Annotated in this window: 24 protein-coding genes and 2 pseudogenes; 12 read left to right on the forward strand and 14 right to left on the reverse strand. The window is 67.5% G+C overall.

All coding sequences use genetic code 11. The features are described 5' to 3' along the window. Nucleotides 1-201 (reverse strand): annotated as a pseudogene (locus Q8N10_RS06495) (hypothetical protein); the annotation flags it as partial. Nucleotides 202-455: 254 nt separating this feature from the next. On the opposite strand from Q8N10_RS06495, the gene Q8N10_RS06500 reads away from it, so the two are divergent. Beyond that, nucleotides 456-1346: an alpha/beta fold hydrolase gene (locus Q8N10_RS06500; RefSeq protein ID WP_304781460.1), complete on the forward strand. Its 891-nt coding sequence runs from the start codon at nucleotides 456-458 to the stop codon at nucleotides 1344-1346. Here the strand turns inward: Q8N10_RS06500 and Q8N10_RS06505 are convergent. Then, nucleotides 1335-2255 carry a thioesterase family protein gene (locus Q8N10_RS06505; protein WP_370690238.1) on the reverse strand — a complete coding sequence of 307 codons (921 nt, stop codon included), beginning with the start codon at nucleotides 2253-2255 and terminating at the stop codon, nucleotides 1335-1337. The two genes, Q8N10_RS06500 and Q8N10_RS06505, sit on opposite strands and share 12 nt — an antisense overlap. Nucleotides 2256-2407: 152 nt before the next feature. On the opposite strand from Q8N10_RS06505, the gene Q8N10_RS06510 reads away from it, so the two are divergent. Then, nucleotides 2408-3220 carry a cytochrome b/b6 domain-containing protein gene (locus Q8N10_RS06510; protein ID WP_304781457.1) on the forward strand — a complete coding sequence of 271 codons (813 nt, stop codon included), beginning with the start codon at nucleotides 2408-2410 and terminating at the stop codon, nucleotides 3218-3220. Then, the gene (locus tag Q8N10_RS06515) at nucleotides 3217-3987 is read left to right on the forward strand and encodes a molybdopterin-dependent oxidoreductase (RefSeq protein ID WP_304781455.1); all 771 of its coding nucleotides are present in this window, start codon (nucleotides 3217-3219) and stop codon (nucleotides 3985-3987) included. The genes Q8N10_RS06510 and Q8N10_RS06515 overlap by 4 nt, the downstream gene beginning before the upstream one ends. 7 nt (nucleotides 3988-3994) lie before the next feature. Here the strand turns inward: Q8N10_RS06515 and Q8N10_RS06520 are convergent, their stop codons facing one another. Next, the gene (locus tag Q8N10_RS06520; RefSeq protein ID WP_304781454.1) at nucleotides 3995-4816 is read right to left on the reverse strand and encodes a phosphatase PAP2 family protein; all 822 of its coding nucleotides are present in this window, start codon (nucleotides 4814-4816) and stop codon (nucleotides 3995-3997) included. Nucleotides 4817-4959: 143 nt separating this feature from the next. On the opposite strand from Q8N10_RS06520, the gene Q8N10_RS06525 reads away from it, so the two are divergent. Beyond that, on the forward strand, nucleotides 4960-5316 hold the full coding sequence (locus Q8N10_RS06525) for a hypothetical protein (protein WP_304781451.1): 357 nt from the start codon (nucleotides 4960-4962) through the stop codon (nucleotides 5314-5316). Nucleotides 5317-5373: 57 nt separating this feature from the next. On the opposite strand, the gene Q8N10_RS06530 is transcribed toward Q8N10_RS06525, so the two are convergent. Both Q8N10_RS06530 and Q8N10_RS06535 read right to left on the reverse strand, forming a co-directional pair. Then, entirely contained in the window at nucleotides 5374-6444 is a 1071-nt protein-coding gene (locus Q8N10_RS06530) for a deoxyhypusine synthase (protein ID WP_305663880.1), read from the reverse strand. A gap of 95 nt (nucleotides 6445-6539) precedes the next feature. Continuing rightward, nucleotides 6540-7793, reverse strand: a complete 1254-nt coding sequence (locus tag Q8N10_RS06535) for a type III PLP-dependent enzyme (RefSeq protein ID WP_304783811.1) — start codon at nucleotides 7791-7793, stop codon at nucleotides 6540-6542. 378 nt (nucleotides 7794-8171) lie between these two features. Between Q8N10_RS06535 and phnC the strand changes: the two genes are divergently transcribed. The 3 genes from phnC to phnE are packed head-to-tail and all read left to right on the forward strand — an operon-like array spanning nucleotide 8172 to nucleotide 10776. Further along, nucleotides 8172-8966, forward strand: a complete 795-nt coding sequence (gene phnC / locus Q8N10_RS06540) for a phosphonate ABC transporter ATP-binding protein (RefSeq protein ID WP_304783809.1) — start codon at nucleotides 8172-8174, stop codon at nucleotides 8964-8966. Next, nucleotides 8963-9964: a phosphate/phosphite/phosphonate ABC transporter substrate-binding protein gene (phnD, locus tag Q8N10_RS06545; protein ID WP_304783807.1), complete on the forward strand. Its 1002-nt coding sequence runs from the start codon at nucleotides 8963-8965 to the stop codon at nucleotides 9962-9964. Before phnC ends, phnD begins: the two co-directional genes overlap by 4 nt. Then, nucleotides 9964-10776 (forward strand): phosphonate ABC transporter, permease protein PhnE, encoded by an 813-nt coding sequence (gene phnE, locus Q8N10_RS06550; protein ID WP_304783805.1) that lies wholly within the window; start codon nucleotides 9964-9966, stop codon nucleotides 10774-10776. The genes phnD and phnE overlap by 1 nt, the downstream gene beginning before the upstream one ends. 26 nt (nucleotides 10777-10802) lie before the next feature. Here the strand turns inward: phnE and arsH are convergent, their stop codons facing one another. After that, nucleotides 10803-11534, reverse strand: coding sequence for an arsenical resistance protein ArsH (gene arsH, locus Q8N10_RS06555; RefSeq protein WP_304783802.1), 732 nt, complete (start codon nucleotides 11532-11534; stop codon nucleotides 10803-10805). 73 nt (nucleotides 11535-11607) lie between these two features. Between arsH and Q8N10_RS06560 the strand changes: the two genes are divergently transcribed. The 3 genes from Q8N10_RS06560 to arsB are packed head-to-tail and all read left to right on the forward strand — an operon-like array spanning nucleotide 11608 to nucleotide 13624. After that, complete coding sequence (locus tag Q8N10_RS06560) at nucleotides 11608-11961, forward strand: helix-turn-helix transcriptional regulator (protein ID WP_304783799.1); 354 nt, start codon at nucleotides 11608-11610, stop codon at nucleotides 11959-11961. Nucleotides 11962-11972: 11 nt separating this feature from the next. After that, a complete protein-coding gene (locus Q8N10_RS06565; RefSeq protein WP_304783796.1) occupies nucleotides 11973-12503 on the forward strand; it encodes an arsenate reductase ArsC in 531 nt (176 codons plus the stop codon). Nucleotides 12504-12541: 38 nt separating this feature from the next. Then, nucleotides 12542-13624, forward strand: coding sequence for an ACR3 family arsenite efflux transporter (gene arsB / locus Q8N10_RS06570; protein ID WP_304783822.1), 1083 nt, complete (start codon nucleotides 12542-12544; stop codon nucleotides 13622-13624). A gap of 48 nt (nucleotides 13625-13672) precedes the next feature. Here the strand turns inward: arsB and Q8N10_RS06575 are convergent, their stop codons facing one another. The 3 genes and pseudogenes from Q8N10_RS06575 to Q8N10_RS06585 all read right to left on the reverse strand — a co-directional run bounded on the left by Q8N10_RS06575 (nucleotide 13673) and on the right by Q8N10_RS06585 (nucleotide 15936). Continuing rightward, entirely contained in the window at nucleotides 13673-14770 is a 1098-nt protein-coding gene (locus tag Q8N10_RS06575; RefSeq protein WP_304783819.1) for a glycosyltransferase family 1 protein, read from the reverse strand. Between the two features lie 111 nt (nucleotides 14771-14881). Next, nucleotides 14882-15076 (reverse strand): annotated as a pseudogene (locus tag Q8N10_RS06580) (TetR/AcrR family transcriptional regulator); the annotation flags it as partial. Between the two features lie 47 nt (nucleotides 15077-15123). Next, on the reverse strand, nucleotides 15124-15936 hold the full coding sequence (locus tag Q8N10_RS06585; RefSeq protein ID WP_304783793.1) for a UDP-2,3-diacylglucosamine diphosphatase: 813 nt from the start codon (nucleotides 15934-15936) through the stop codon (nucleotides 15124-15126). Between the two features lie 152 nt (nucleotides 15937-16088). On the opposite strand from Q8N10_RS06585, the gene Q8N10_RS06590 reads away from it, so the two are divergent. Further along, nucleotides 16089-16724, forward strand: coding sequence for a TetR/AcrR family transcriptional regulator (locus Q8N10_RS06590; RefSeq protein ID WP_304783790.1), 636 nt, complete (start codon nucleotides 16089-16091; stop codon nucleotides 16722-16724). A gap of 9 nt (nucleotides 16725-16733) precedes the next feature. On the opposite strand, the gene Q8N10_RS06595 is transcribed toward Q8N10_RS06590, so the two are convergent. Beyond that, on the reverse strand, nucleotides 16734-16886 hold the full coding sequence (locus Q8N10_RS06595; RefSeq protein WP_304783787.1) for a hypothetical protein: 153 nt from the start codon (nucleotides 16884-16886) through the stop codon (nucleotides 16734-16736). A 127-nt stretch (nucleotides 16887-17013) separates the two neighbouring features. Beyond that, a complete protein-coding gene (locus Q8N10_RS06600) occupies nucleotides 17014-18759 on the reverse strand; it encodes a DUF885 family protein (protein ID WP_304783784.1) in 1746 nt (581 codons plus the stop codon). 143 nt (nucleotides 18760-18902) lie between these two features. On the opposite strand from Q8N10_RS06600, the gene Q8N10_RS06605 reads away from it, so the two are divergent. Further along, nucleotides 18903-19106, forward strand: a complete 204-nt coding sequence (locus Q8N10_RS06605) for a hypothetical protein (protein WP_304783782.1) — start codon at nucleotides 18903-18905, stop codon at nucleotides 19104-19106. Nucleotides 19107-19164: 58 nt separating this feature from the next. On the opposite strand, the gene rfbA is transcribed toward Q8N10_RS06605, so the two are convergent. From rfbA to rfbB, 3 genes are all read right to left on the reverse strand, one after another. Beyond that, nucleotides 19165-20061, reverse strand: a complete 897-nt coding sequence (gene rfbA / locus Q8N10_RS06610) for a glucose-1-phosphate thymidylyltransferase RfbA (protein ID WP_304783779.1) — start codon at nucleotides 20059-20061, stop codon at nucleotides 19165-19167. After that, nucleotides 20058-20957, reverse strand: coding sequence for a dTDP-4-dehydrorhamnose reductase (gene rfbD, locus Q8N10_RS06615; protein WP_304783776.1), 900 nt, complete (start codon nucleotides 20955-20957; stop codon nucleotides 20058-20060). Before rfbD ends, rfbA begins: the two co-directional genes overlap by 4 nt. Continuing rightward, nucleotides 20954-21771, reverse strand: an 818-nt coding sequence (gene rfbB / locus Q8N10_RS06620) for a dTDP-glucose 4,6-dehydratase (protein WP_305663881.1), incomplete at its 5' end; no start/stop codon positions are given. The genes rfbB and rfbD, both read right to left, overlap by 4 nt.

Genomic DNA, 21771 nt, shown 5'->3' on the forward strand with positions numbered 1-21771 from the left:
AGCGGCGGCGGCGGCGGCGTCGGTCGAGGCGGCGGCGGCGTCGGTCGCGGTGGCGGCGGCGTCGGTCGCGGTGGCGGCGGCGTCGGTCGCTTCAGCAGCGGCGGCGTCGGCCTTTTCAGCGGGCTTGCCGCAGGCGGCGACGGAGATGGCGGCGACGGCGGCGCCGGCGACGAGGAGCTTGCGAAGGAGTTCGGAGGTCATGCTGGTCCCCTAGGAAACGGAGGTGAAGAAGCGCCCGACTCGCCCCCGAATGGGAACGCCGCAAGCGCAAGGCGTGAATATGCCGTGGTTCGCCCCGAGGGCAAGGCTTTAATTCACGCTCTCGTGATCACTTTTCTCCGGCTAAGCCTCAACCCCTTTGAATTCCCCGATTTGGCGATCACGTCTCGCCTGAAGGCTTAGGTGTGGCCGGGCCGGTTTCAGCGGCTATATGGAGCGGTCGGAGGAGAGGTCCCATGGATGTTGCGGTCGCGCGCGAACCTCGCGCGGTGCGGATCAACCTGCCCAGCCGGGGTGGGGAGATGTCGGCGCTGGAATTCGGTCCGGCCGAGCGGCCCGTCGATATCCTCTTCACCCACGCCAATGGCTTCAACGCCCGGGCCTATGCGAGCATCCTGGCGCCCCTCGCCGCGGACTTCCACGTCCTGGCCATTGATCAGCGCGGTCATGGCCGTTCCGGCTTGAAGCCGGAGATGGAGGGGCGGACGTCTTGGTACGGCCTGCGCGACGATCTGCTGGCGCTGCTCGAGGCGCTCGACCTCAGGAACGTGGTTCTGGGAGGGCACTCCATGGGGGGCACCGCCAGCATCCTGGCCAGCGCCGAGGCGCCCGGACGGGTCAAGAGCCTCGTCATGTTCGACCCGGTGGTCCTCAGTCCTGAGTCCATCGCCGCGAATGCGGGGGGTGAGCCCATCGAATCGCCCCTGGTCCAGGGCGCCATGCGTCGCCGCGCGGTCTTTCCGAGCCATCAGGCGGTGGTCGAGGCCTATACTGGCCGCGGCGCCTTCAAGAGCTGGACGCCCGCCATGCTGGCCGACTACGTCGCCGATGGTTTCCGGGAGCGGCCTGACGGCCAGGTGGAGCTGACCTGCGCTCCGGAGTGGGAGGCGTCCAACTTCACCGCCCAGGCTCACGACACCTGGGACGCCTTCGCGCGCTCCACGGCGCCCATCACCATCTTCCGCGCGGAAAACGGCTCCACCTGCCGGGTCGAAGGCCATGAGGCGGAACTCACCGCCTCGGGGCGGATCACACTGGAGACCGTGCCGGGTACGACCCACTTCCTGCCCATGGAACGCCCGGACGTTGTGGCGCGCGCGCTCAGGACCGCGGCGTCAAAGCCCTAGGCCCGGGGTGAGCTGGGCGCGGTAGACCGCCTGGGCCGCCGGCGGGATATCGACCACCTTGCGGGCGTCGAGATCAAAGCTGATCACCACGGCCTCGGCGCTGGCCCAGGCCCGTCCGCTGACTGGGTCGACCATCCAGTGCATGACCCGGCGGGTGCGGGCCTCCACGGCGGCGAAGCCTGACCGCAGTTCGATGGAATCGCCGGCGCGCGGCCAGTCGAGGTGCAGCACCCGGTATTCCAGCACCGCTCCGCCGATGTTCGGGGGCGGCTCACCCGAGACTGGTTCAGGCCCGGGCCGGGTCTCACCAAACAGCCTGTTCACGCCGTCCGACACCCGGCCGATGAACATCTCCCCACGCATGCGGCCGAATACGTCGCACTCGGCGGGTTGGATCACGCCCATGCCAATGCGGGTCAGGTTCAGCTCCAGGGCCTTGGCGTGGCTGGCCATGGGTTGGACCGGCGCCAGGTCGAGACCGCGGGCCGCGGCGTAGGCGGGGATCTCGACCCGCAGCGCATCGGCGGCACGACGAATGCGGGCCGGCCACGGGAAGGCGCGCAGATCTGTGCTGGTGACATGGGAGACCACGACCTGGAAGGTGGCCGCCGGCTCTCCTGACAGGTGGTGGATCACCAGCAGCAGGCGGGCGTCGGTCTCGCCCATCTCCACCACCCCGGCGGTCATGATCAGGCCGGCGCCGGCGCGGGCCTCGCGCAGAAAGCGGATATGCTGTTCGCGGACCACCAGGGTCGACTCGGCGCCCGCGGTGAAGGCCCGGGGCATGCCCAGCTGCGCCGCCAGGCCGGCGATCCCCTCGAAGGACTTGGCCACCCAGAACCGGACGTTCAGGTGCCCCATCTCGTCGCATTCCCAGGTGTTGACCCCGCCGCCCCAGACCTCGATCACGCGCCCATCCTTCGTTGCAGGCGGCGAACTTATGGGAGCTAACCTGTAACCGACAGGGGGCGGGCGTCGAATTCGTGCTCAAGCTCGTCCGGCGCGCCATCGCCGCCGTATCGTCATCGTGCGAAGCTGAAGGCCCCAGGGAAGATCGCCACATGCCGCCGCCGATGAAGGTCCTGGTCTATCGACACAGCGTGGTCACCCGCGTCACCCACTGGATCAACGCCATGGCGCTGATCCTGCTGCTGATGAGCGGCCTGCAGATCTTCAACGCCCACCCGGCCCTCTACTGGGGCCAGACATCGACCTTCGCCGATCCCTGGGTGTCCATGACCGCCATCGACCGCGGTGAGCGGATGATCGGGGTGACCAAGGTAGGGGCGCTCACCCTGGAGACCACCGGCCTGTTCGGCTTCTCAGACGGCGAAAAGCGCGGGTTTCCGTCCTGGTCCACGGCGCCCGGCTATCGCGACCTGGCGGCGGGCCGACGCTGGCACTTCTTCTTCGCCTGGCTCCTAGTTCTCAACGGACTGGTCTATCTCTCCGCCAACAGCCTGAACGGCCACATCCGCCGTGACCTGCTGCCGACCCGGGACCAGCTGGCGCCGCGCCATCTCTTGCGGGAGATCCTCGACCACGCCCGCCTGCGGTTCGCCAAGGGCGAAGAGGCTAGGCGCTACAACGTCCTGCAGAAACTGGCCTATGGCGGGATGGTGCTGATCGTCCTGCCGCTTATGGTGCTGACCGGCCTGACCATGTCGCCGGCTGTGGACGCGGGGCAGCCGTGGCTGCCGGCGGTGTTCGGCGGGCGGCAGTCGGCCCGGACGATCCACTTCATCTGCGCAGGCCTGATCGTCGCCTTCGCCCTGGTCCACGTCGCCATGGTCCTGTTGTCGGGCGTCTGGAACAACCTGCGCTCCATGATCACCGGGCGCTACGCCATAGATGTCGAGGGAGCCCCCCGATGAGCGCTGACACCCGTCGCGGCTGGCTCAAGGGCGCGGTCGCCGGCGCCGCGGGCCTCTGGCTGACCGCCTGCAACAAGGTCAATGACGACCCCCGTGTCCAGGCCACCCTGCGCAGCGCCGAGGGCCTGACGCTGCGCGCCCAGCGCCTGCTGATCAGCCGCAGCGCCCTGGCGCCGGAGTTCAGTGAAGCCGACATCAGCAGCGATTTCCGCGCCAACGGCTCGATCAGCCCTGGCGACCTGGAGTACCGCAAGCTGCTGTCGAACGGCTTTTCCGACTACAGGCTGGTGGTGGACGGCCTGGTGGACACGCCCCTGTCCCTGAACCTCGCCCAGGTCCGGGCGCTGACCTCCCGAACCCAGATCACCCGCCATGACTGCGTCGAGGGTTGGTCCAGCATCGGCAGGTGGAAGGGCGCGCGCCTGGGGCCTTTACTGGACCTGGCCGGCCTGAAGGAGGACGCGCGCTATATCGTCTTCCACTGCGCCGACAGCCTGGGCGGCGCGGGGCCGAACGGCCGCTACTATGAGAGCATCGACCTGATAGACGCCTATCATCCGCAGACGATCCTGGCCTACGAGATGAATGGGTCGGTCCTGCCGGTGGCCCACGGCGCGCCCCTGAGGCTGCGGGTCGAACGTCAGCTCGGCTACAAGCACGCCAAGTACGTCATGCGCGTCGAGGCCGTCGCCGACTTCGCCCATCTCGGGGCGGGCAAGGGCGGCTTCTGGGAAGACCGCGGCTATGAGTGGTACGCCGGGATCTGACCTGGCCCTACCAGGGGGTCTTGGCGGTCTGTTCGGCCTCGGCCTTGCACATGGCCGCGTCGGGTTTCGCGCCTGCCTTGCGGAGGGCCTCAAGCTCGGCGCGGACGCCCTCCAGGTCGGCGCGGAAGGCAGGGTCTCCGCGCCAGGCCGCCAGGATGGCGCCGGCATTGGTGCGCCCCGCCTCCACGGCGCTGACGCTGTGCACGCCACAGACCACCCGGCTCTCGCCGAAGGCGCGGCCACGCACCAGGATCGGGGTCGCCTGGGCAGGCGCCAGTTCGGCCAGGAACATGGCCACGGCCCAGCCCCAGGTCGCATGGCCCGAGGGGTAGTCCGGGCTGGCGGCCAGGGACTCCGTCTTCGGCGCGCAGATATTACCCTCGCCCGCGATCAGATAGGGCCGTTGGCGCTTGAACACATCCTTGACGCTGGAGACCTGCCGGCTGGCGTCGATCCCCATCCGGGTGAGCATGGTCATCATTTTCGGCGTGGCGTCGGGAGACATCTGCACGCCCACGGCGCAACTGAAGGACGTCAGCATGTTGGCGGGCAGGGAAGGGACGTCGTTCTGGGCCAGCGACCATCGAGGGGAGCCCTCAAGGCTGCGGGTGGCCTTGAAAACCGCCTGGTCCTCCGCCTCCCGGGCCGAGCCGGTGGCCGGGGCCGGCGGCAGGATCAGGGACGCGGCCGGCCAGGTCTGGGCGTTGAGATAGCCGGTGGGCAGGGCCCGGGGCGGGGTGGGCGCCACGGCGGGCGCCGGCTGGGCCAGCGCGACGCCGGCGGCGGCCAGGACGCCCATCAGGCTCAAACCGATCAGTGTACGGCGCATTTCCCGCTCCCTTGTCTGTTGGGACATCATGCGCATGCGCACCGCCGATGCAACGCCGATGCAACGCCGAAGCTGGCGGGCTTTCTGTGGTGGGATGGCGGCAGGTCCTGGGTTAGGGTCACCAGGAAATCCAAGGCAGACGAGTGGACCCGCTTCCGACCCCAGCTTCGCCCTCCGAGGTGGTCAGTCCGAGCCCCCGGAAGGCGCCGCGTCAGCTTGCCGTGATGCGCGCCCGCGCCGAACTGCTCCGCTGGCGGGTCGTGCCGCGCGTGCGCAAGCCTGGCCAGCGCAGGCTCAATCCCTGGCTGCCGCTTGTTCCGGTGCTGGTCCTGCTGTCGCCCGCCCTGCTGCTGCTTGCGGGGGTGGCCGTCTTCCTGCCCAGACCGTTCCGGATCCATCCCGCCACGGTGATGCTGAACCTCGGGCGGGTCATGATCGCCTTGAGCGACGGTGACAGCGAGGCTCGTCCACCGCCCCGGATCGCCGACGACCGGTCCTGAGGTCAGGATCGCAAACCACGGCCGCCATCGCGCGGGCGATGGCGGCCGACCTGTCTGCTACTTCGCGATCTTCTGGAAAAGCTTCGCCCAGCGAGGCTTTTCGCGGGTCTTCCAGGCGCCCCGGTGCCAGGCGTCCGACGCGATCAGCGGCACCACGGTGCTGGCCTCGGCGAACACCATCTGTTCCCAGGTGACGTCGACCTTGCCCCAGGAGCAGGCCTCCTTGAGCGTCGAGGAGGAGCAGGCCCCGTCACGCACATCGGCCACCGTGATCTGGATGGCGTACTTGTGCATGTCGACCTCGTGGCCGAGGATTTCGGCGCAGACCACGGTGTCCTGGGCGAAGTTCTTGGGAACCCCGCCGCCCACCATGAACAGGCCCGTCGTGCCCGCCGCGATCTTGACGTCGGTCAACTCGCGGAAGTCGGCGACGGAGTCGATGGTCAGGTAGGGCTTGCCCGCCTTCATGTTCTCCACCTGGTGCTTCACCAGGCCAAAGCCGGCCGAGGAGTCGGTGAAGGCCGGGCAGAAGATGGGGATGTCGAGCTCATAGGCCGTCTCGATCAGCGAGCCCTGCTTCTTGGCGTTGCCGTCGGCCAGCCACTTGCCCATCTCCCAGATGAACTCACGGCTCGAATAGGGGCGCGGCTCCAGCATGTTGCAGAGCTGGAAGATGACGTCGTCACAGTTCTGGAGCTCTTCCTCGTCGATATAGGTGTCGTAGATGCGGTCGATATAGAGGGCGCGCAGGTCGCGGTCGTCGACCGGGTCCTGGGGCTTGGACTGGTAGTGCTTGAAGCCCAGGGCCTCGAAGAAATCCATGTCCACGATCGAGGCGCCGGTGGAGACCACGCAGTCGATCAGGCCGAACTTCAGCATGTCGCGATAGATATGCATGCAGCCGCCGGCGCTGGTGGAGCCCGCCAGGGTGAGCCAGGTGGAGCAGGCCTTGTCTTCCAGGGCCATGGTCAGGATGTCGGCGGCGCGTGCGGTGTCGCGGCTGGTGAAGCTCATCTTCCGCATCGAGTCGATGATCGGACGGGCGTCGTACTGGTCGATGCTCACGTGCTCGACGGTGGTCGAGAGCAGCTCGGCCTTGCGGTTCGTGTTTTGAACGTCAGCGTTCATTCTCTTGATCCTCAGGAGTTTGAGCGCCCGTCCGTGGAAAAGGAGCCCAGCCGGGACGGAGCGACCGGCTGGACCATCAACAACTGAGCGGGCGGTTATTTCCGCCGACGCTTCTTCCCGCGCGCCCGTGACAGCTTCACGACGTTGTGGTTTTCCGTCTTCGGCACCGAGATAGAGCGCTTGGCCAGGCCGAACATGGAGGCCATGGGGGCGTCGTTGACCTCGATGGTCTCGGCGTCGCCGAACCCATTGAAGCGGGTGTTCATCGCCACGCCATAGGCGCCCAGCATGCCGATCTCCACATAGTCGCCCTCACGGACGTCTTCCGGCAGCCAGAAGGGGCCGGGCATGTGGTCGAGGCTGTCGCAGGTGGGACCCCAGAAGCGGTAGGGCTTCAAGGCGCCTTCGACCTCGCGTGCCTCGCCGTCCTCGTTGCGGATCAGCTTGACCGGGAAGGGCCACTTGGTGTGGGCGGCGTCGAACAGCGAGCCGTAGGAGCCGTCGTTGAGATAGAGCGCGTCGCCCTTGCGCAGTTCGACCTTGGTGAGGATCGAGGAGCCCTCGGCCACCAGGGCCCGGCCGGGTTCGCACCACAGCTCGGTGGTCTCGTGGACCATCATCTCGGCGAAGCCGCGGTCGATGGAGTCGATGTAGTCGGCCAGGGCCGGAGGCGCCATGCCGGGATAGATCGACGGGAAGCCGCCGCCCACATCCACCACGTCGGCGAAGACGCCGGCGCGGACCAGGGCGCGGGACGCCTGGGTCATGGCCGCCTGGTAGGCGGTGGGACGCATGCACTGGCTGCCGACGTGGAAGGACACGCCCATCAGGTCCTGGGTCGCGCGGCGGGCGGCGAGCAGCAGGCCCGGGGCCTCGAAGGTGTCGACCCCGAACTTGCCCGACAGGGAATAGGCCGCGCCTTCGGCGGCCACAGCCAGGCGCACGATGAGGTTGAGGTCCTTGGCGCCGCCCGTGGCGTCGAGAATCTTGGCCAGTTCTTCGTGCGTATCCAGCGCGAAGGTGCGCACGCCGTGGTCGAAATAGGCCTGGGAGATCGCAGACCGGCTCTTCACCGGGTGCATGAAGGCCATGCGCGAGCCCGGCGCGAACTGGCTGACCAGTTCGATCTCCGGGATCGAAGCCACATCGAAGGAGGTCACCCCATTGGCCGCGAGGGTCTCGATGACCCACGGCGAAGGGTTGGCCTTTACGGCGTAGAAGACGTCGCCTCGGAAATTTTCCTGGAACCAGCGCGCCGCGACGGCCACCGCGTCAGGTCGCGCTATTGCGACAGGACGTTCCGGGGACCGCTGACGGACCAGGTCCAGGGGCGTTTGATACGTGTGCAATTCACGTAACCCCCAATGGATTGTTGAACCTAGCCGGCGTTAGCAGCGCTTTTGAGGACTTCGGGTCCGCCGGAGCGCGGTGAAATAGGGGCATATGACCCCTGTGTAAAGCGGTTTGATTCTGGCGCGGTGAATCGCGCGCAAACCCTGGCCTGGCCAAGGCTTGCGAGGGGACCTTCGCGAAGAGATTTGTGACAGTCGTCGGGGAAGGAAATTGCGCGGTGCGGGGGCATTCGCGGACGTCTCGGGCTGACGGCGCCCCAGGGCGTAACGGACGCTAGACCGGACGGCGGGCGCCGTGTCATGAAGTCGTCGCGACGGTCGGCGATGACGCATCTCCGGCCCTTGCCCGCGCCGACCTGGAAAGCTTCTGCATTGATGCCTGACGCCGCCGTTCTGTCCGTACGGAACGCCTCGAAGAGCTTTGGCCCTCGCAAGGCCCTCGACGGCGTGTCCCTCGACGTTTCCCGTGGCGAAATGATCGCCCTCATCGGTCCGTCCGGCTCGGGAAAATCGACCCTCCTGCGCTCCATCAGCGGCCTGCAGGCCATCGACCAGGGAGCGGGCGTTATCGAGGCCTTCGGCGGCCCCGTGCAGGCCGGCGGCAAGATCAGCCGCAAGGTGCGCGAGACCCGCATCCGGGTCGGCTTCATTTTCCAGCAGTTCAACCTGGTGGGCCGCCTCACCCTCTTCACCAACGTGGCGCTCGGCTCTCTGGGCCGCATCCCCATGCTGCGGGGAACCCTCGGCGCCTGGCCTCAGGAGACCAAGGACGCGGTCATGGCCGCGCTCTCCCGCGTCGGCGTCGCCGAATATGCCGGCCAGCGCGCCAATACCCTGTCGGGCGGCCAGCAGCAGCGTGGCGCCATCGCGCGCGCCCTGGTGCAACAGGCCAAGATCATCCTGGCCGACGAGCCCGTCGCCTCGCTGGACCCGGTTTCGGCGCGCAAGGTCATGGAACTGCTGCGCGACCTGAACGCCACCGACGGTCTCACTGTCGTCGTGACCCTCCACCAGGTGGACTACGCCCTGCGCTACTGCCGGCGCGTCGTGGCCCTCAAGGCCGGCAAGGTGGTCTATGACGGTCCCATCGACGGCCTGGGCCGTGAACGGCTGATCGACATCTACGGTCCCGAATTCGAAGACGCCTTCTGGGAAGGAGCGCCGAAATGATCCGCCGCCACGTTCTGACGGCGCTGGCCGCCGTCCTGACCCTCGCCGCCTGCGGCCAGAAGCCCGCCGAGACCGCCGGCGCGCCCAAGGAGCTGACCTTCTCGATCCTATCGGCCGAGAACCAGGCGTCGATGCAGCCGCTCTGGCAGCCCCTGCTCGATGACATGTCCGAGCAGGTCGGCGTCAAGGTGAAGCCCTATTTCGCCACCAACTACACCTCTTTGATCGAGGCCATGCGCTTCAACCAGGTGCAGGTGGGCTGGTTCTCCGCCCTTCCGGCCCTGGAGGCGACCCGTCGCGCCGACGGCGTGGTCCTGGGGCGGGTGGTCGACGCCGGCGGCGCCGACTCCTACACCTCGGTGCTGATCGTCAAGAAGGGGAGCGGCATCACCCTGGAGGACGTGCTGAAGTGTGACAAGCGCTACTCCTTCGGGATTGGCGACGCCAAGTCGACCTCGGGTACGCTCGCCCCCATGACCTATCTGTTCACCCCGCGCGGGATCGAGCCGGGCGCCTGCTTCAAGGGCGTCCGTTCGGCCAGCCACCAGACCAATGTCTTCTCCGTTGCCAACGGCGTGCTCGACGTGGCCACCAACAACTCCGTCGGTCTGGTGTTCGCGGCCCGCGAGAATCCCGAGGTCGCCGCCAAGATCGAGGTGATCTGGAATTCTCCGCCGCTGCCGGAATCCTCCATCGTCGCGCGCAAGGATCTGGACCCGGCGATCCGGGAGAAGATTCGCCAGTTCTTCCTGACCTATGGGACGGGGACCGGGCCGCGCGCCGACAAGCAGCGCGAGGTGCTCAAGGGCCTGGCCTATGGCGGCTTCCGCCCGGCTGACAACACCTACCTGGACCCGATCCGCGAGATGGAGGCCTCCGAGGTCCTGGCCGACGCCAAGCGCGGCGGCGACGCCGCCAAGATCGCCAAGGCCCAGGCCGCCTTCGACGACATCCGCGCCAAGGCCGCCCAGCGGCGCGCGATCAATCCGGACGTCTGATGACCCTCACCGATCCGAAGATGGCGGGCGTGCCCCGTCCCCCGAGCCGAACCCTGGTTCAGCGGGCTCCCGACCTTCTGGTGTGGGGCGGGGTGATCCTGTTCCTGGCCATCAGCTTCGGACCGGTGGAGATCAGCCGCCTGCCCATGCTGTTCTCCAACTCGGAGAACATGCAGCAGTTCGGCCGCGAGCTGCTGCGTCCCGACTTCACCAACTGGAAGCTCTATGTCTCCCAGATGTGGCTGACGGTGCAGATCGCCCTGTGGGGCACCTGTCTGGCGGTGTTCCTGGCCATTCCCTTCGGGCTGGTCTGCGCCCGCAACATCTCTCCGATCTGGCTCCAGCAGCCCATGCGCCTGGCGATGAACCTGCTACGTTCGGTGCCCGACCTGGTTCTGGGCCTGCTGTTCATCGTGGCCGTGGGTCTGGGCCCGTTCGCCGGGGTCATGGCCCTGGCGCTCAACACGGGCGGCGTCCTGGCCAAGCTGTTCTCCGAAGCTGTGGAATCCATCGACCGCGGCCCGGTGGAGGGCGTCCGCGCCACGGGCGCGACCCCGTTGCAGGAGGTGGTCTGGGGCGTCATCCCCCAGGTCGCGCCCCTGTGGAGCTCCTATGCGCTCTACCGGTTTGAATCGAACTCACGGTCGGCGACGGTCCTGGGTCTGATCGGGGCCGGCGGGATCGGCCAGACGCTCTTCGAATCCCTCAATGGATTCAACTATTCCCAGGTCGCGGCCATCGCCATCGTCATCGTCGTAGCGGTCACCCTGATCGATATGCTCAGCCAGACGATCCGCGCGCGGCTTCTCTAGAACCTGCGGACAGTACCGGGTGAGTTCTAGCCGCCCGGGGTCGCCAAGGCGCCCGCCAGGATGGCGGCGACCTCGGAGGTCGCCCGCCCGTCCGCCTTTCGCTCGCTGTACCGGTCCACGAGGTAGTCCGAGCGGTCCCGGGTCAGCAGGGTGAACTTCATCAGTTCCTCCATCACGTCGACGACCCGGTCATAATAGGCCGAGGGTTTCATCCGCCCGGCGTCGTCGAACTCCTCATAGGCCTTCGCCACCGAGGACTGGTTGGGGATGGTGATCATGCGCATCCAGCGGCCCAGCAGGCGCAGGGTGTTCACCGCGTTGAATGACTGTGACCCGCCGCTGACCTGCATGACGGCCAAGGTCCGGCCCTGGGTCGGCCGCACGCTGCCGAGCTCCAGCGGAATCCAGTCAATCTGCGCCTTCATGATCCCGGTGATCGCGCCGTGCCGCTCGGGGCTGCACCAGACCTGGCCCTCAGACCAGAGCGACAGCGCCCGAAGCTCCTGCACCTTGGGGTGATCGGGCCCGACGGCGTCCGGCAGGGGCAGGTCCCGGGGATCGAAAATCCGGGTCTCCGCGCCGAGCCGTTGCAGGATGCGCGCGGCTTCCTCGGTCAGGAGGCGACTGAAGGACCGCTCCCTCAGGGATCCATACAGCAGCAGGATTCGTGGGGGGTGGTTGGACACGGCGCCCGGCTCCAACCTTCCATGATCGGGACGGTCGAGAAACTGCGGCTGCAGGGCGGGCAAATCGGTCACGCTATGGGTCCTTGCTTGGGCGCCACGGCGGCCAGGTCTTCCAACCGTCGTATGTTTCAACTAAGTTGGAAATATGGAACTGAAACCCGCGACTGTAAGTCTCTCCGCCCTCGCTCACGAAGGACGGCTCTCGGTCTTCCGGATGCTGGTTCAGGCGGGTGATGCGGGCGTGGCGGCGGGGGACATCGCCCGGCAGATGGAGGTCTCGCCCAGCACCCTCTCGGCGAACCTGAACATCCTCAGCCATGCCGGGCTGATCGATTCCCGGCGCGATGGTCGATCCATCATCTACACCGCCAACTACGACAACATGCGCGGCCTGCTCGCCTTCCTCATGGAGGACTGCTGCGGCGGCGCGCCGGAAATCTGCGGGCCCCTGGCGAAGATCGCCAGCCAGAGCTGCGAGGCGGAGGGCCATGCCTGCTAGGGAGACGACACATGGCTGAGCCGACGACTGACAAAGTCTACAACGTCCTCTTCCTCTGCACCGGAAATTCAGCGCGCTCGGTGATCGCCGAGGCTCTGATCAACAAGGAAGGCCAGGGCCGGTTCAAGGGCTACTCGGCGGGCTCCATGCCCAAGGGCCAGGTGAACTCGCACGCCTTGGCGCTTGTGACGGCGCTCGGGTTCAGCGCCGAGGATTTCCGCTCCAAGTCCTGGGACGAGTTCGCCAGGCCGGGCGCGCCGCCGCTCGATTTCGTGATCACCGTCTGTGACAACGCCGCCGGCGAGGTCTGTCCCGTTTGGCCGGGCCAGCCCATGACCGCCCACTGGGGCGTTCCCGACCCGGCGGCGGTCCAGGGTTCTCCCGCGGAGCAGGCCGCCGCCTTCGCGGAAGCCGCCAAGCAGCTGGGCGCCCGGATCCGGTTGTTCCTCACCCTGCCTCTATCGACGATCGACGCCATGTCGTTGCAGAACGCGCTCAAGGAGATCGGCGCGACCGACGACCAGAAGAGGTCTGACCGTTGAGCCTTCCGACAACGCCGGCCCTGGTCGCATCCCCGGCCATGTCCCGGTTCGAGCGATATCTGACGGTCTGGGTCGCGCTGTGCATCGTCGTCGGCGTGGCCCTGGGCCATCTGTTCCCGCGCGCCTTCCAGACCATCGGAGCGGCCGAGGTGGCCAAGGTCAATCTGCCGGTGGCGGTGCTGATCTGGCTCATGATCATTCCGATGCTCATGAAGGTCGACTTCGCCGCCATGCGGCGGGTCGGGTCTCACTGGCGCGGGATCTCGGTCACCCTGTTCATCAACTGGGCGGTGAAGCCCTTCTCGATGGCGGCGCTGGCCGCCCTGTTCATTGGCGGGATCTTTCGCGCCTATCTGCCGGCCGCCGAGATCAACAGCTACATCGCGGGCCTGATCATTCTGGCCGCGGCGCCCTGCACGGCGATGGTTTTCGTCTGGAGCAACCTGTGTCGCGGCGAGCCGAACTTCACCCTGAGCCAGGTCGCGGTCAACGACGCCATCATGGTGGTGGCCTTCGCCCCGATCGTGGGGCTGCTTCTGGGGCTCTCGGCGATCACCGTGCCGTGGCAGACCCTGCTGATCTCGGTCGGCCTCTACATCGTTGTTCCGGTGATCCTGGCCCAGCTCTTCCGCTCGGTCCTCATGCGGGGCGGGGAGGCGCGCCTTAACCAGGCGCTTGGAAGAATCGGGCCGGTCTCATTGACCGCCCTGCTGGCGACTCTGGTTCTTCTGTTCGGCTTTCAGGGCGAGCAGATCGTCCGCCAGCCGCTCATCATCGCCATCCTGGCCGTCCCGATCCTGATCCAGGTCTATCTCAACTCGGGCCTGGCCTATTTGCTCAACCGCCTCAGTGGCGAGGCTCACTGCGTCGCGGGGCCATCGGCCCTGATCGGCGCCAGCAATTTCTTCGAGCTGGCCGTGGCGGCGGCCATCAGCCTCTTCGGGTTCAGCTCCGGGGCCGCCCTGGCCACCGTGGTGGGCGTCCTCATCGAGGTGCCGGTGATGTTGTCGGTGGTGGCGATCGTGAACGCGTCCAAGGGCTGGTACGAACGCGGCGCCGCCGTCCAGCGGGTCGCGGCCCGCGCGCAGCGCCCTGACGCCGGCAGGAGCGGGGCCGGGTAGGGGCGACGACGTCCGGTCACGCCGGTTCTCGTCGCGCCGCCGCGCCCGTCAGGCGGCCTCCGGCCTGCGCCGCCGCACCCGCGCCAACCGACGCAGGCGGCGCCAGAAGCGGGTCTTCTCGGGTTCGGGATAGGGCTGCAGGTTGCGCACGAAGTCCTCGGCGCACGCGCGCCAGGAGAAGCCCTCGGCGAAGGCGCGCACCTGCTTGCGGTCCAGCTTCAGGGCCTCCAGGCAGGCCTCGCGAAGTCCCTCGGTGGCGCTTCCGGCCAGGACGCCTGCGTTGCTGCCCGGAATGATGTCGATGGGGCCGGGCGCGGGATAGGCCGCCACTGGCGTGCCGGTGGCCATGGCCTCGAGAATCACCAAGCCGAAAGTGTCGGTGAGCGAGGGGAAGACGAAGACGTCGGCGCAGGCGAAATGGGCGGCCAGTTCGTCGCCCATCTTGAACCCGCGAAACTCGACCTCGGGGTACTTGGCCTTCAGCTCCTCGGTCTGCGGGCCGTCGCCAACCACCACCTTGGTGCCGGGCAGGTCGAGGCCGAGGAAGGCCTCGATATTCTTCTCCACCGCGACCCGTCCCACCGACAGGAAGACCGGCCGCGCCAGACCCTCATAGACGTCGCACTCGTCCTTGGCCCTCGGGCGGAAGGACTCGGTGTCGACGCCCCGGGACCAGGCGGTGATGTTGCGGAAGCCGTGGTGTTCCAGTTCATCCCGCATGGTGGGGGTGGCCACCATCAGGCGGCCTGACGGCTTATGAAACCACTTCATGTAGGCGTAGCCGGCGGCCAGCGGCAGCGGCAGCCGGGCGGAGACATATTCCGGGAACCGGGTGTGATAGCTGGTGGTGAAGGGCAGTTTCCACTCCACGCAGATGCGCCGCGCCGCCAGGCCCAGGGGGCCCTCGGTGGCGATGTGGATCGCTTCCGGCTCGAACGCCTTGAAACGTTCCTGCACCGGCTCGTAGGTGCCGACCGCCACCTTGATCTCGGCATAGGTGGGCAGCGGGAAGGTCTTGAACTGGTCAGGGCTGATCACCTCCACCGAGTGGCCCATCTCCCGCATCTCCTTGATGACCCGGGTCAGGGTGCGGACCACGCCGTTCACCTGCGGCTCCCAGGCGTCCGTCACCACCATGATGCGCATGGGCTTCAGGCTGTCGCGGGGCGCGGTGATGGCCTCGCGGACGCGGTTGCGCGACGGCCGGGGCGGGGCCAGCGCCTGGGTCTGGAGCCAGGCCCAGAAGGCGCCCATCAGAGCCTCACGGGTGGGGAAGTGACGGTAGACGGTGCGCTCGCCCACTTTCGCCTCGGCGGCGATCTCGGCGAAGCTCAGCTCCTCCAGCCCGCCCGACTCCAGCCGGGTGGCCACCGCGCGCAGGATCTGGTCGTGAGTCTCGGCCTTCTGGCGATCGCGCAGACTGGAGACATAGCGAGTTGGGGGCATCGTCATGACAGCGGCACTGTCGTCAGTTCGAGGAGGCTGTCAAGAAAACGGCGTTACGCGGCGATCGCCGGGAGGAGAATCTGGTCCGGCAGGGTCCGGTCGATAGCCGACCAGGAGCGGATCTTGGCCCATTCGAGGATCTCGAGCCGTCCGTCAGGATGCTCGACGAGGGCGGTGCAGCTCTCAACCCAGTCACCATCGTTGATATAGGCGATCCCGTCGATGTCGCGCATCTCGGCCTTGTGGATGTGGCCGCAGATCACGCCGTCCACCCCGCGCCGCCGCGCTTCGTCCGCCACCGCGGCCTCGAAGTTCTCGACGAACTGCAGCGCGTTCTTCACCCGGGTCTTGAGGAAGGCCGACAGGCTCCAGTAGCCGAAGCCCATCCGGCGGCGCACGCGGTTGAACAGGGTGTTGATGGCGATCAGCGCCCGGTAGGCGTAGTCGCCCACAAAGGCCAGCCAGCGGGCGTGCTGCACCACCCCGTCGAACTCGTCGCCGTGCAGCACCAGGAAGCGTTTGCCGTCCGCGGTTTCGTGAATGACGTCCCTCGCCACCACCACGCCGCCGAAGTGGACGCCGATGAACTCGCGCGCGCCCTCGTCATGGTTGCCGGGCACGTAGGTGACGTTCACGCCCTTGCGCGCCATGCGCAAAACCTTCTGCACGACGTCGTTGTGGCTCTGCGGCCAGTGCCAGCCCGAGCGCAGCTTCCAGCCGTCGATGATGTCGCCCACAAGGAAGAGGTGGTCGCATTCGATATGGCGGATGAAGTCCAGTAGCAGTTCCGCCTGACACCCCTTGGTCCCAAGGTGGATGTCGGAAATGAAGACGGTGCGATAACGCCGGATTCCGAAATCGGACATCGAGGCCCCCTTGGCGAGCAACCAACGCCTGCCGGTTAGGCTGATTGCATGTCATTCTCATGAAACCGATCGTGCCCCTTTCGAAGCGGGGCCTTTCGGAGTAAGGGATTCCTCAGGCCGACCCTCCCCAGGTCACCCCAAATCAGGTCCCGATGGACGCCCGTACCTATCCTGCGAAGGAAACGCCGAAGTCTCGGCGTACCCGAGCGCGCATCCTCGACGCCGCCATGCGGCTGTTCGCCGACGTCGGCTATCACGCCGCAACCAACGCCATGATCGCGGACGCCGCGAACCTGACGCGGGGCGCGATGCTCTATCATTTCGCCAGCCGTGAAGAGTTGGTGGAGGCCGCTGTCACCTACATCGAGGTGGAGCGCGCTCGACTGTTCGAGCAGGCCGCCTCGGCGCCCGCCGCCCCCGGCGTCGACGCCTCGGAACACGCCATCGACGCCTATTGGGCGTTGTTGCACGAGATTCCCTTCGTGGCCTTCGCTGAGCTGGAGACCGCCGCCCGCACCGAGCCGATGCTGCGCATCCGTCTGGCCGCCGCCCAGAGCGCCTTCGACCGCGCCCAGGTGGGCGACCGGTTCCTGGCGCTTGCCCAGGCCGGCGAGGACCCTCGCTTCCAGACCAGCCGAGATCTCGGCCGCTTCCTGCTGGAGGGCTTGGCGAAGGGCGCGATGACGTATGACGAGCCGGCGCGGAAGGAGCGCCTTCTCACCGTGGTCAAGCGCGCCGTGCGGGTGTTGAACCGCAAGGGCGATGTTCAGGAACTCTGGCCGGACTAGGTCGTCTTGTCAGAGGGTCGCGAGCAGGCTCACGAAGGCGACCGCCTTGATGGCCAGATACCAGAAGACGGCGTTGAGACCCAGGAAGCCGGCGATCAGGGCTATCCTGTAAAGACTCGGTCGACCCTTTGGGCCCATGGGGCCTAGGGAAGCTGCGGCCATACTCATATCCTCCGCTGCTGCCATTGGTTCGGGGGGAAGGCAGCTAAGCTTGAGTGTTGCACTGATTCATCGGCAATCAATCGGCGACGAAATGTCACCCATCCAACGCAAAAGCGAAAACTAGGTTTCATCTGTGGCGTGCTGTCCTCACCCACAGGTCGATGCGGGTTTCCAGCAGGTCCAGGGGCAGCGGGCCCGCCAGCAGGACAGCGTCGTGGAACCGGCGGATGTCGAAACGATCGCCAAGCTCGGCCTGGGCCTTCGCCCGCAGTTGCACGATCTTCAGCTCGCCGAGCTTGTAGGCCAGGGCCTGGCCGGGCCAGGAGACATAACGCGCCAGCTCAACCTCGATATTGAGCGGCGAGAGCGCCGAATTGTCGGTGAAGCAGGCCCTGGCCTGCTCCAGGCTCCATCCCTTCCAGTGGATACCGGTGTCCGCCACCAGGCGGCAGGCGCGCCACATCTCGTAGGATAGCCGCCCAAACCGCTCATAGGGGTCCTGGTAGACGCCCATCTCGCCGCCGAGTTTCTCGGCATAGAGGCCCCAACCTTCGGTGAAGGCGGTGACGCCGGCGTTGCGCCGGAACGCGGGCACGCCCTCTAGCTCCTGGCTCAGCGCGATCTGCAGGTGATGGCCGGGGACGGCTTCGTGCAGCGTTAGGGCGGGAAGTTCGTAGAGGGGCCGCTGGTCCAGCTTGGCGGTATTGACGATGTAGCCCCCCGCCACCCCCTGGGCCGGGCTGCCGGAGAAGTAACGGCCGGTCGTGTAGTTGGCCTCGATATCGGCGGGCGCCGGACGCACCCCGTAGGTCAGGCGCGGCAGGGTGGCGAACCAGCCGGGCAGCTTGTCGTCGATCCGCTTGGCGATCCGAGAAGCCTTCTCCAGCAGGTCCTCGCGCGAGGTGGCGTAGAAGCGCGGGTCGGAGCGCAGCATGGCTAGGAAGGCCTTGAAGTCCCCCTTGAACCCCGTCTCCGCGATCACCCCGTCCATCTCGGCCCGGATGCGGGCCACCTCCGCCAGGCCCGCCGTGTGGATCTCATCCGGCGTCATCGCGGTGGTCGTGTGGTCGGAAACCAGCCAGGCGTAGTACCGTTCGCCGTCGGGCAGGCTGCGAGCGGCCAGGGCCTCGCGGCTGGCCGGGAGATATTCCTGTTCCAGGAACGCCACGAAGTCCCGCTGGGCGGGGCGAACCTTGTCGCGCACCACGGCGAGAGCCTGGGCTCGAAACGCCGCCTGCTCGGGTTGCGGCATGGAGGCGGGCAGGGCCAGGAGCGGGGTCAGGAGGGCATCGGTCTCCACCGGGGCGGTGACCATCTCCCGGGCCCTGGCGAGCACTTGGGCGCTGGCGCCGCGCGGCTGGGTGAAGCCCGCCTGCGCCCCGCGCCGGGCGTTGGCGATGTTGGCGGCATAGTAGGCCGGGACGGCGTTCAGCCGATCGATCCAGGCCCTCGCGTCGGCGGCCGAGCGGATCGGCGTGGTGGCGGCCAGATAGCCCAGGGTCTGGTGGAAGCCGCCGTCGGAATTGAAGGGCATGCGGGCCTCGTCGAAGGCCAGGCCTTGGACCTGCCGGTCAAGCGTCCAGGCCAGGAAGACGCGGTTCAGGCGGGCCTCCTCCGACAGGCCGGCCTCGCCTATGGCGGTCAAGCGCGCCTGGAAGCTCTTGAGCGCCCTGGTTCGCGCCGCGTCGGCGGCCGGCGTCACGTCGGGCAGGCGTGAGAGAGCGGCGCGGTCGCCCTCGCCGCCGGCCGTGATCGGGTCATCGGCCAGGGCATAGGCCTCGTAGTCCGCCACCAGGGCGTTCAGCGGCCTGTCGTCAGCCAGGGCCGGGCCCGCAAACAGCAGCAGGGCGAGGGCAAGCAACAGGCGGCGCATGGGATTGTCCTTCCAGGAGCTGGCAGGCTGGCGCCGGGCGCGGCCCCTGCTAAGCGCTTGCCGCCCACCGCTGATCGGCGTCATGGTCGAGGCGCCCATCAGGTCAGGGGCGGGACGGCCTGCTGCCCCGGTGGCTGGCGGCGGTGTCACCGCGCGGCCTGCCCAGCCGGGTGACCATCCTGACTGGCCTCATCGCCACGGTGATCGCCGGCGTGAATGCCGCTGTCGGAGATCGCGTCGCTGGCCAATGCCGGGACGCTGGCGGCCTTCATCGCCACGCCGTCTGGAACGTGATCGGCGTGGCGGTCTATCTGGCCTACGGGCGGGTGAAGAGCCGCCTGGCCTGACGCCCCTAGTTGTCGCGTGACGTTCGCCGAAACCGGCGTCCACTTTTGGCTGTCACGCTCACTCAGCCGGTTCGTCGAAGCCTTGCGGCCGGTCGGCGAGCTGACGCAGGTACTGGCCGTACTCACTCTTGGCCAGGCGATCGGCCAGCTTCAGGAGCTGGGGCCGGTCGATCCAGCCCTGGTGGAAGGCGATTTCCTCCAGGCAGCCGATGCGCAGGCCCTGGCGCTGCTCGAAGGTGCGGATCAGCTCGCCGGCCTGGATCAGGCTGTCATGGGTGCCGGCGTCTTCCCAGGCGAAGCCGCGTCCCAGCAGCTCCACGTGCAGCTCGCCTTCCTCCAGATAGATCTGATTCAGGGCGGTGATCTCCAGCTCGCCCCGCGCCGACCGCTCCAGGGTCTTGGCGAAGGTCGAGGCGCGGCCGTCGTAGAAATAGAGGCCCGTCACCGCATAGTTGGACTTCGGATGGGCGGGCTTCTCCTCGATGCCGAGCGCCCGGCCGTCGGCGCCCAGCTCCACCACGCCGTAGCGTTCGGGATCCTGCACGGTGTAGCCGAATACTGTCGCGCCCTCGGTCCGGGCGTCGGCTGACCGCAGCATCTGGCTGAAGTTCTGTCCGAAGAAGATGTTGTCGCCGAGGATCATCACGCTGGGCTCGCCGCCCACGAAATCCTCGCCCAGGATATAGGCCTCGGCCAGGCCGCCCGGGGTCGGCTGGACGATGTACTCGAACCGCACGCCAAGCTGGGAACCGTCCCCCAGCAGGCGCTGGAAGCCGGACTGGTCCTCCGGCGTGGTGATGATCAAGATCTCGCGCACACCGGCCAGCAGCAGGACCGACAGCGGATAGTAGATCATCGGCTTGTCGTAGACCGGCAGCAGCTGCTTGGAGACCGCGAGCGTCAGCGGATGCAGGCGCGTGCCCGAGCCGCCGGCCAGGATGATGCCACGCCTCATGCGGTCACCGGGGCTGCGTTCAGATCTTCGATGGTGTCCTCCAGCGCCTCGCGCCACGGCCGCAACGTCAGTCCAAAGACCCCCTGGAGCTTGACCGTGTCCAGTTCGCAATTCAGCGCGCGCCGCGCCGGGGTCGGAAAGGCGCTGGTGGGCACCGGCTGCATGGGCGGCAGGGGTTGGCCCGGACGCGCCAGCTCGAAGATGGCGCGGGCCATCTCGAAGCGGGTGGCGACGCCGTCATTGACCAGGTGCAGCAGGCCCCACTCCGGCGCGCCGGCGGGCAGGCGCGACAGGCGCTGGGCCTGGCTGAGCATGAAGCCGGCCACGTCGCCGCTGGCGGTGGGCCGGGCGCGTTGATCGTCCACCACCTTCAGCAGCGGCTGGGTGTCCGCCAGCTTGAGCATCATTTGCAAGAAGTTCTGACCGAAGGCCGAGAACAGCCAGGACACCCGGGCCACCAGGGCGCGGTCGCAGTGCTCCAGCACCGCCTGCTCGCCGGCCAGCTTCGAGGCGCCATAGACGTGCAGCGGGTTGGTGGGGTCGGTCTCGACATAGGGACCGGTCTTTTCGCCGTCGAACACCATGTCGGTCGAGATGTGGATCAGCGGCACGCCGCGGGCCTGGCAGGCCCGGGCCATGGCTTCGGGGCCCCTGGCGTTCGCGGCATAGACCAGGTCCGGCTCACTCTCGGCCTTGTCCACCGCGGCATAGGCCGTTGCGTTGAACACCAGGTCGATGTCGGGTGTCTCGCCGATGATGCGGGCCACGGCGTCAGCGTCGGTGATGTCCACATCGGCCCGCGACAGGGCCTTGATCGCCACCCCGCCGCTGGAGCGGAGCAGCATCTCCCGGGCCAGCTGCCCGGTGGCGCCGAACTGCAGGATCGTCGTGGTCATGCCTTGGCAAGACCCAGGCGCTCGGACTCAAAGCCGCGCTCGCGGATGGCTTCCCACCAGGCGCGGTTCTCGACGTACCAGCGGACGGTGTCCTCCAGGCCGGCGGCCAGGTCGGTCTTCGGCGTCCAGCCCAGTTCATTGGCGAGCTTGGAGGCGTCGATGGAATAGCGGAAGTCATGGCCCGGGCGGTCGGCCACGAAGCTGATGCGTTCGGCGTGCGGCACATTGGCCGGCGCCAGCTCGTCCAGATGGGCGCAGAGGATCTTGATTACCTCGATATTGCGCAGGTTCGAGTCGCCGCCCACGCAGTAGGTCTCTCCCAGCCGACCCTTCTGCAGCACGGTCAGCAGGGCGTCGGCGTGGTCGTCCACATGCAGCCAGTCGCGGACCTGGCGGCCATCGCCGTAGACCGGGATCGACTTGCCCTCCAGGGCCCGGGTGATCACCGTCGGGATCAACTTCTCGGGAAACTGGTAGGGCCCATAGTTGTTGGAGCAGTTGGTGAGCACCATCGGCAGGCCGAAGGTGCGGTGCCAGGCGCGAACCAGATGATCGGCGGCGGCCTTGGAGGCCGAATAGGGCGAGTTGGGATCGTAGGGCGTGGCCTCGGTGAAGTCGCCGTCCTCGCCCAGCGCGCCAAACACCTCGTCGGTGGACACGTGGTGGAAGCGGAAGGCGTCCTTCCTGGCGCCCTCAAGCTTGCCCCAGTAGGCGCGGGAGACCTCCAGCAGGATCGCGGTGCCCATGACATTGGACTGCACGAAGTCCAGCGGTCCTTCGATGGCGCGATCGTTGTGGCTCTCCGCGGCCAGGT

The sequence above is a fragment of the Phenylobacterium sp. genome (assembly GCF_030693625.1).
Lineage (GTDB): Bacteria > Pseudomonadota > Alphaproteobacteria > Caulobacterales > Caulobacteraceae > Phenylobacterium > Phenylobacterium ferrooxidans.

Excerpts from the sequence above, each read along its gene's own strand:
- Q8N10_RS06500 (WP_304781460.1), top strand. The coding sequence starts at position 456 with ATGGATGTTGCGGTCGCGCGCGAACCTCGCGCGGTGCGGATCAACCTG.
- Q8N10_RS06510 (WP_304781457.1), top strand. The coding sequence starts at position 2,408 with ATGCCGCCGCCGATGAAGGTCCTGGTCTATCGACACAGCGTGGTCACC.
- Q8N10_RS06515 (WP_304781455.1), top strand. The coding sequence starts at position 3,217 with ATGAGCGCTGACACCCGTCGCGGCTGGCTCAAGGGCGCGGTCGCCGGC.
- Q8N10_RS06520 (WP_304781454.1), bottom strand. The coding sequence starts at position 4,816 with ATGCGCCGTACACTGATCGGTTTGAGCCTGATGGGCGTCCTGGCCGCC.
- Q8N10_RS06530 (WP_305663880.1), bottom strand. The coding sequence starts at position 6,444 with ATGAACGCTGACGTTCAAAACACGAACCGCAAGGCCGAGCTGCTCTCG.
- phnC (WP_304783809.1), top strand. The coding sequence starts at position 8,172 with ATGCCTGACGCCGCCGTTCTGTCCGTACGGAACGCCTCGAAGAGCTTT.
- phnD (WP_304783807.1), top strand. The coding sequence starts at position 8,963 with ATGATCCGCCGCCACGTTCTGACGGCGCTGGCCGCCGTCCTGACCCTC.
- phnE (WP_304783805.1), top strand. The coding sequence starts at position 9,964 with ATGACCCTCACCGATCCGAAGATGGCGGGCGTGCCCCGTCCCCCGAGC.
- Q8N10_RS06560 (WP_304783799.1), top strand. The coding sequence starts at position 11,608 with ATGGAACTGAAACCCGCGACTGTAAGTCTCTCCGCCCTCGCTCACGAA.
- Q8N10_RS06565 (WP_304783796.1), top strand. The coding sequence starts at position 11,973 with ATGGCTGAGCCGACGACTGACAAAGTCTACAACGTCCTCTTCCTCTGC.
- arsB (WP_304783822.1), top strand. The coding sequence starts at position 12,542 with ATGTCCCGGTTCGAGCGATATCTGACGGTCTGGGTCGCGCTGTGCATC.
- Q8N10_RS06575 (WP_304783819.1), bottom strand. The coding sequence starts at position 14,770 with ATGCGCATCATGGTGGTGACGGACGCCTGGGAGCCGCAGGTGAACGGC.
- Q8N10_RS06585 (WP_304783793.1), bottom strand. The coding sequence starts at position 15,936 with ATGTCCGATTTCGGAATCCGGCGTTATCGCACCGTCTTCATTTCCGAC.
- Q8N10_RS06590 (WP_304783790.1), top strand. The coding sequence starts at position 16,089 with ATGGACGCCCGTACCTATCCTGCGAAGGAAACGCCGAAGTCTCGGCGT.
- Q8N10_RS06595 (WP_304783787.1), bottom strand. The coding sequence starts at position 16,886 with ATGGCCGCAGCTTCCCTAGGCCCCATGGGCCCAAAGGGTCGACCGAGT.
- Q8N10_RS06600 (WP_304783784.1), bottom strand. The coding sequence starts at position 18,759 with ATGCGCCGCCTGTTGCTTGCCCTCGCCCTGCTGCTGTTTGCGGGCCCG.
- rfbA (WP_304783779.1), bottom strand. The coding sequence starts at position 20,061 with ATGAGGCGTGGCATCATCCTGGCCGGCGGCTCGGGCACGCGCCTGCAT.
- rfbD (WP_304783776.1), bottom strand. The coding sequence starts at position 20,957 with ATGACCACGACGATCCTGCAGTTCGGCGCCACCGGGCAGCTGGCCCGG.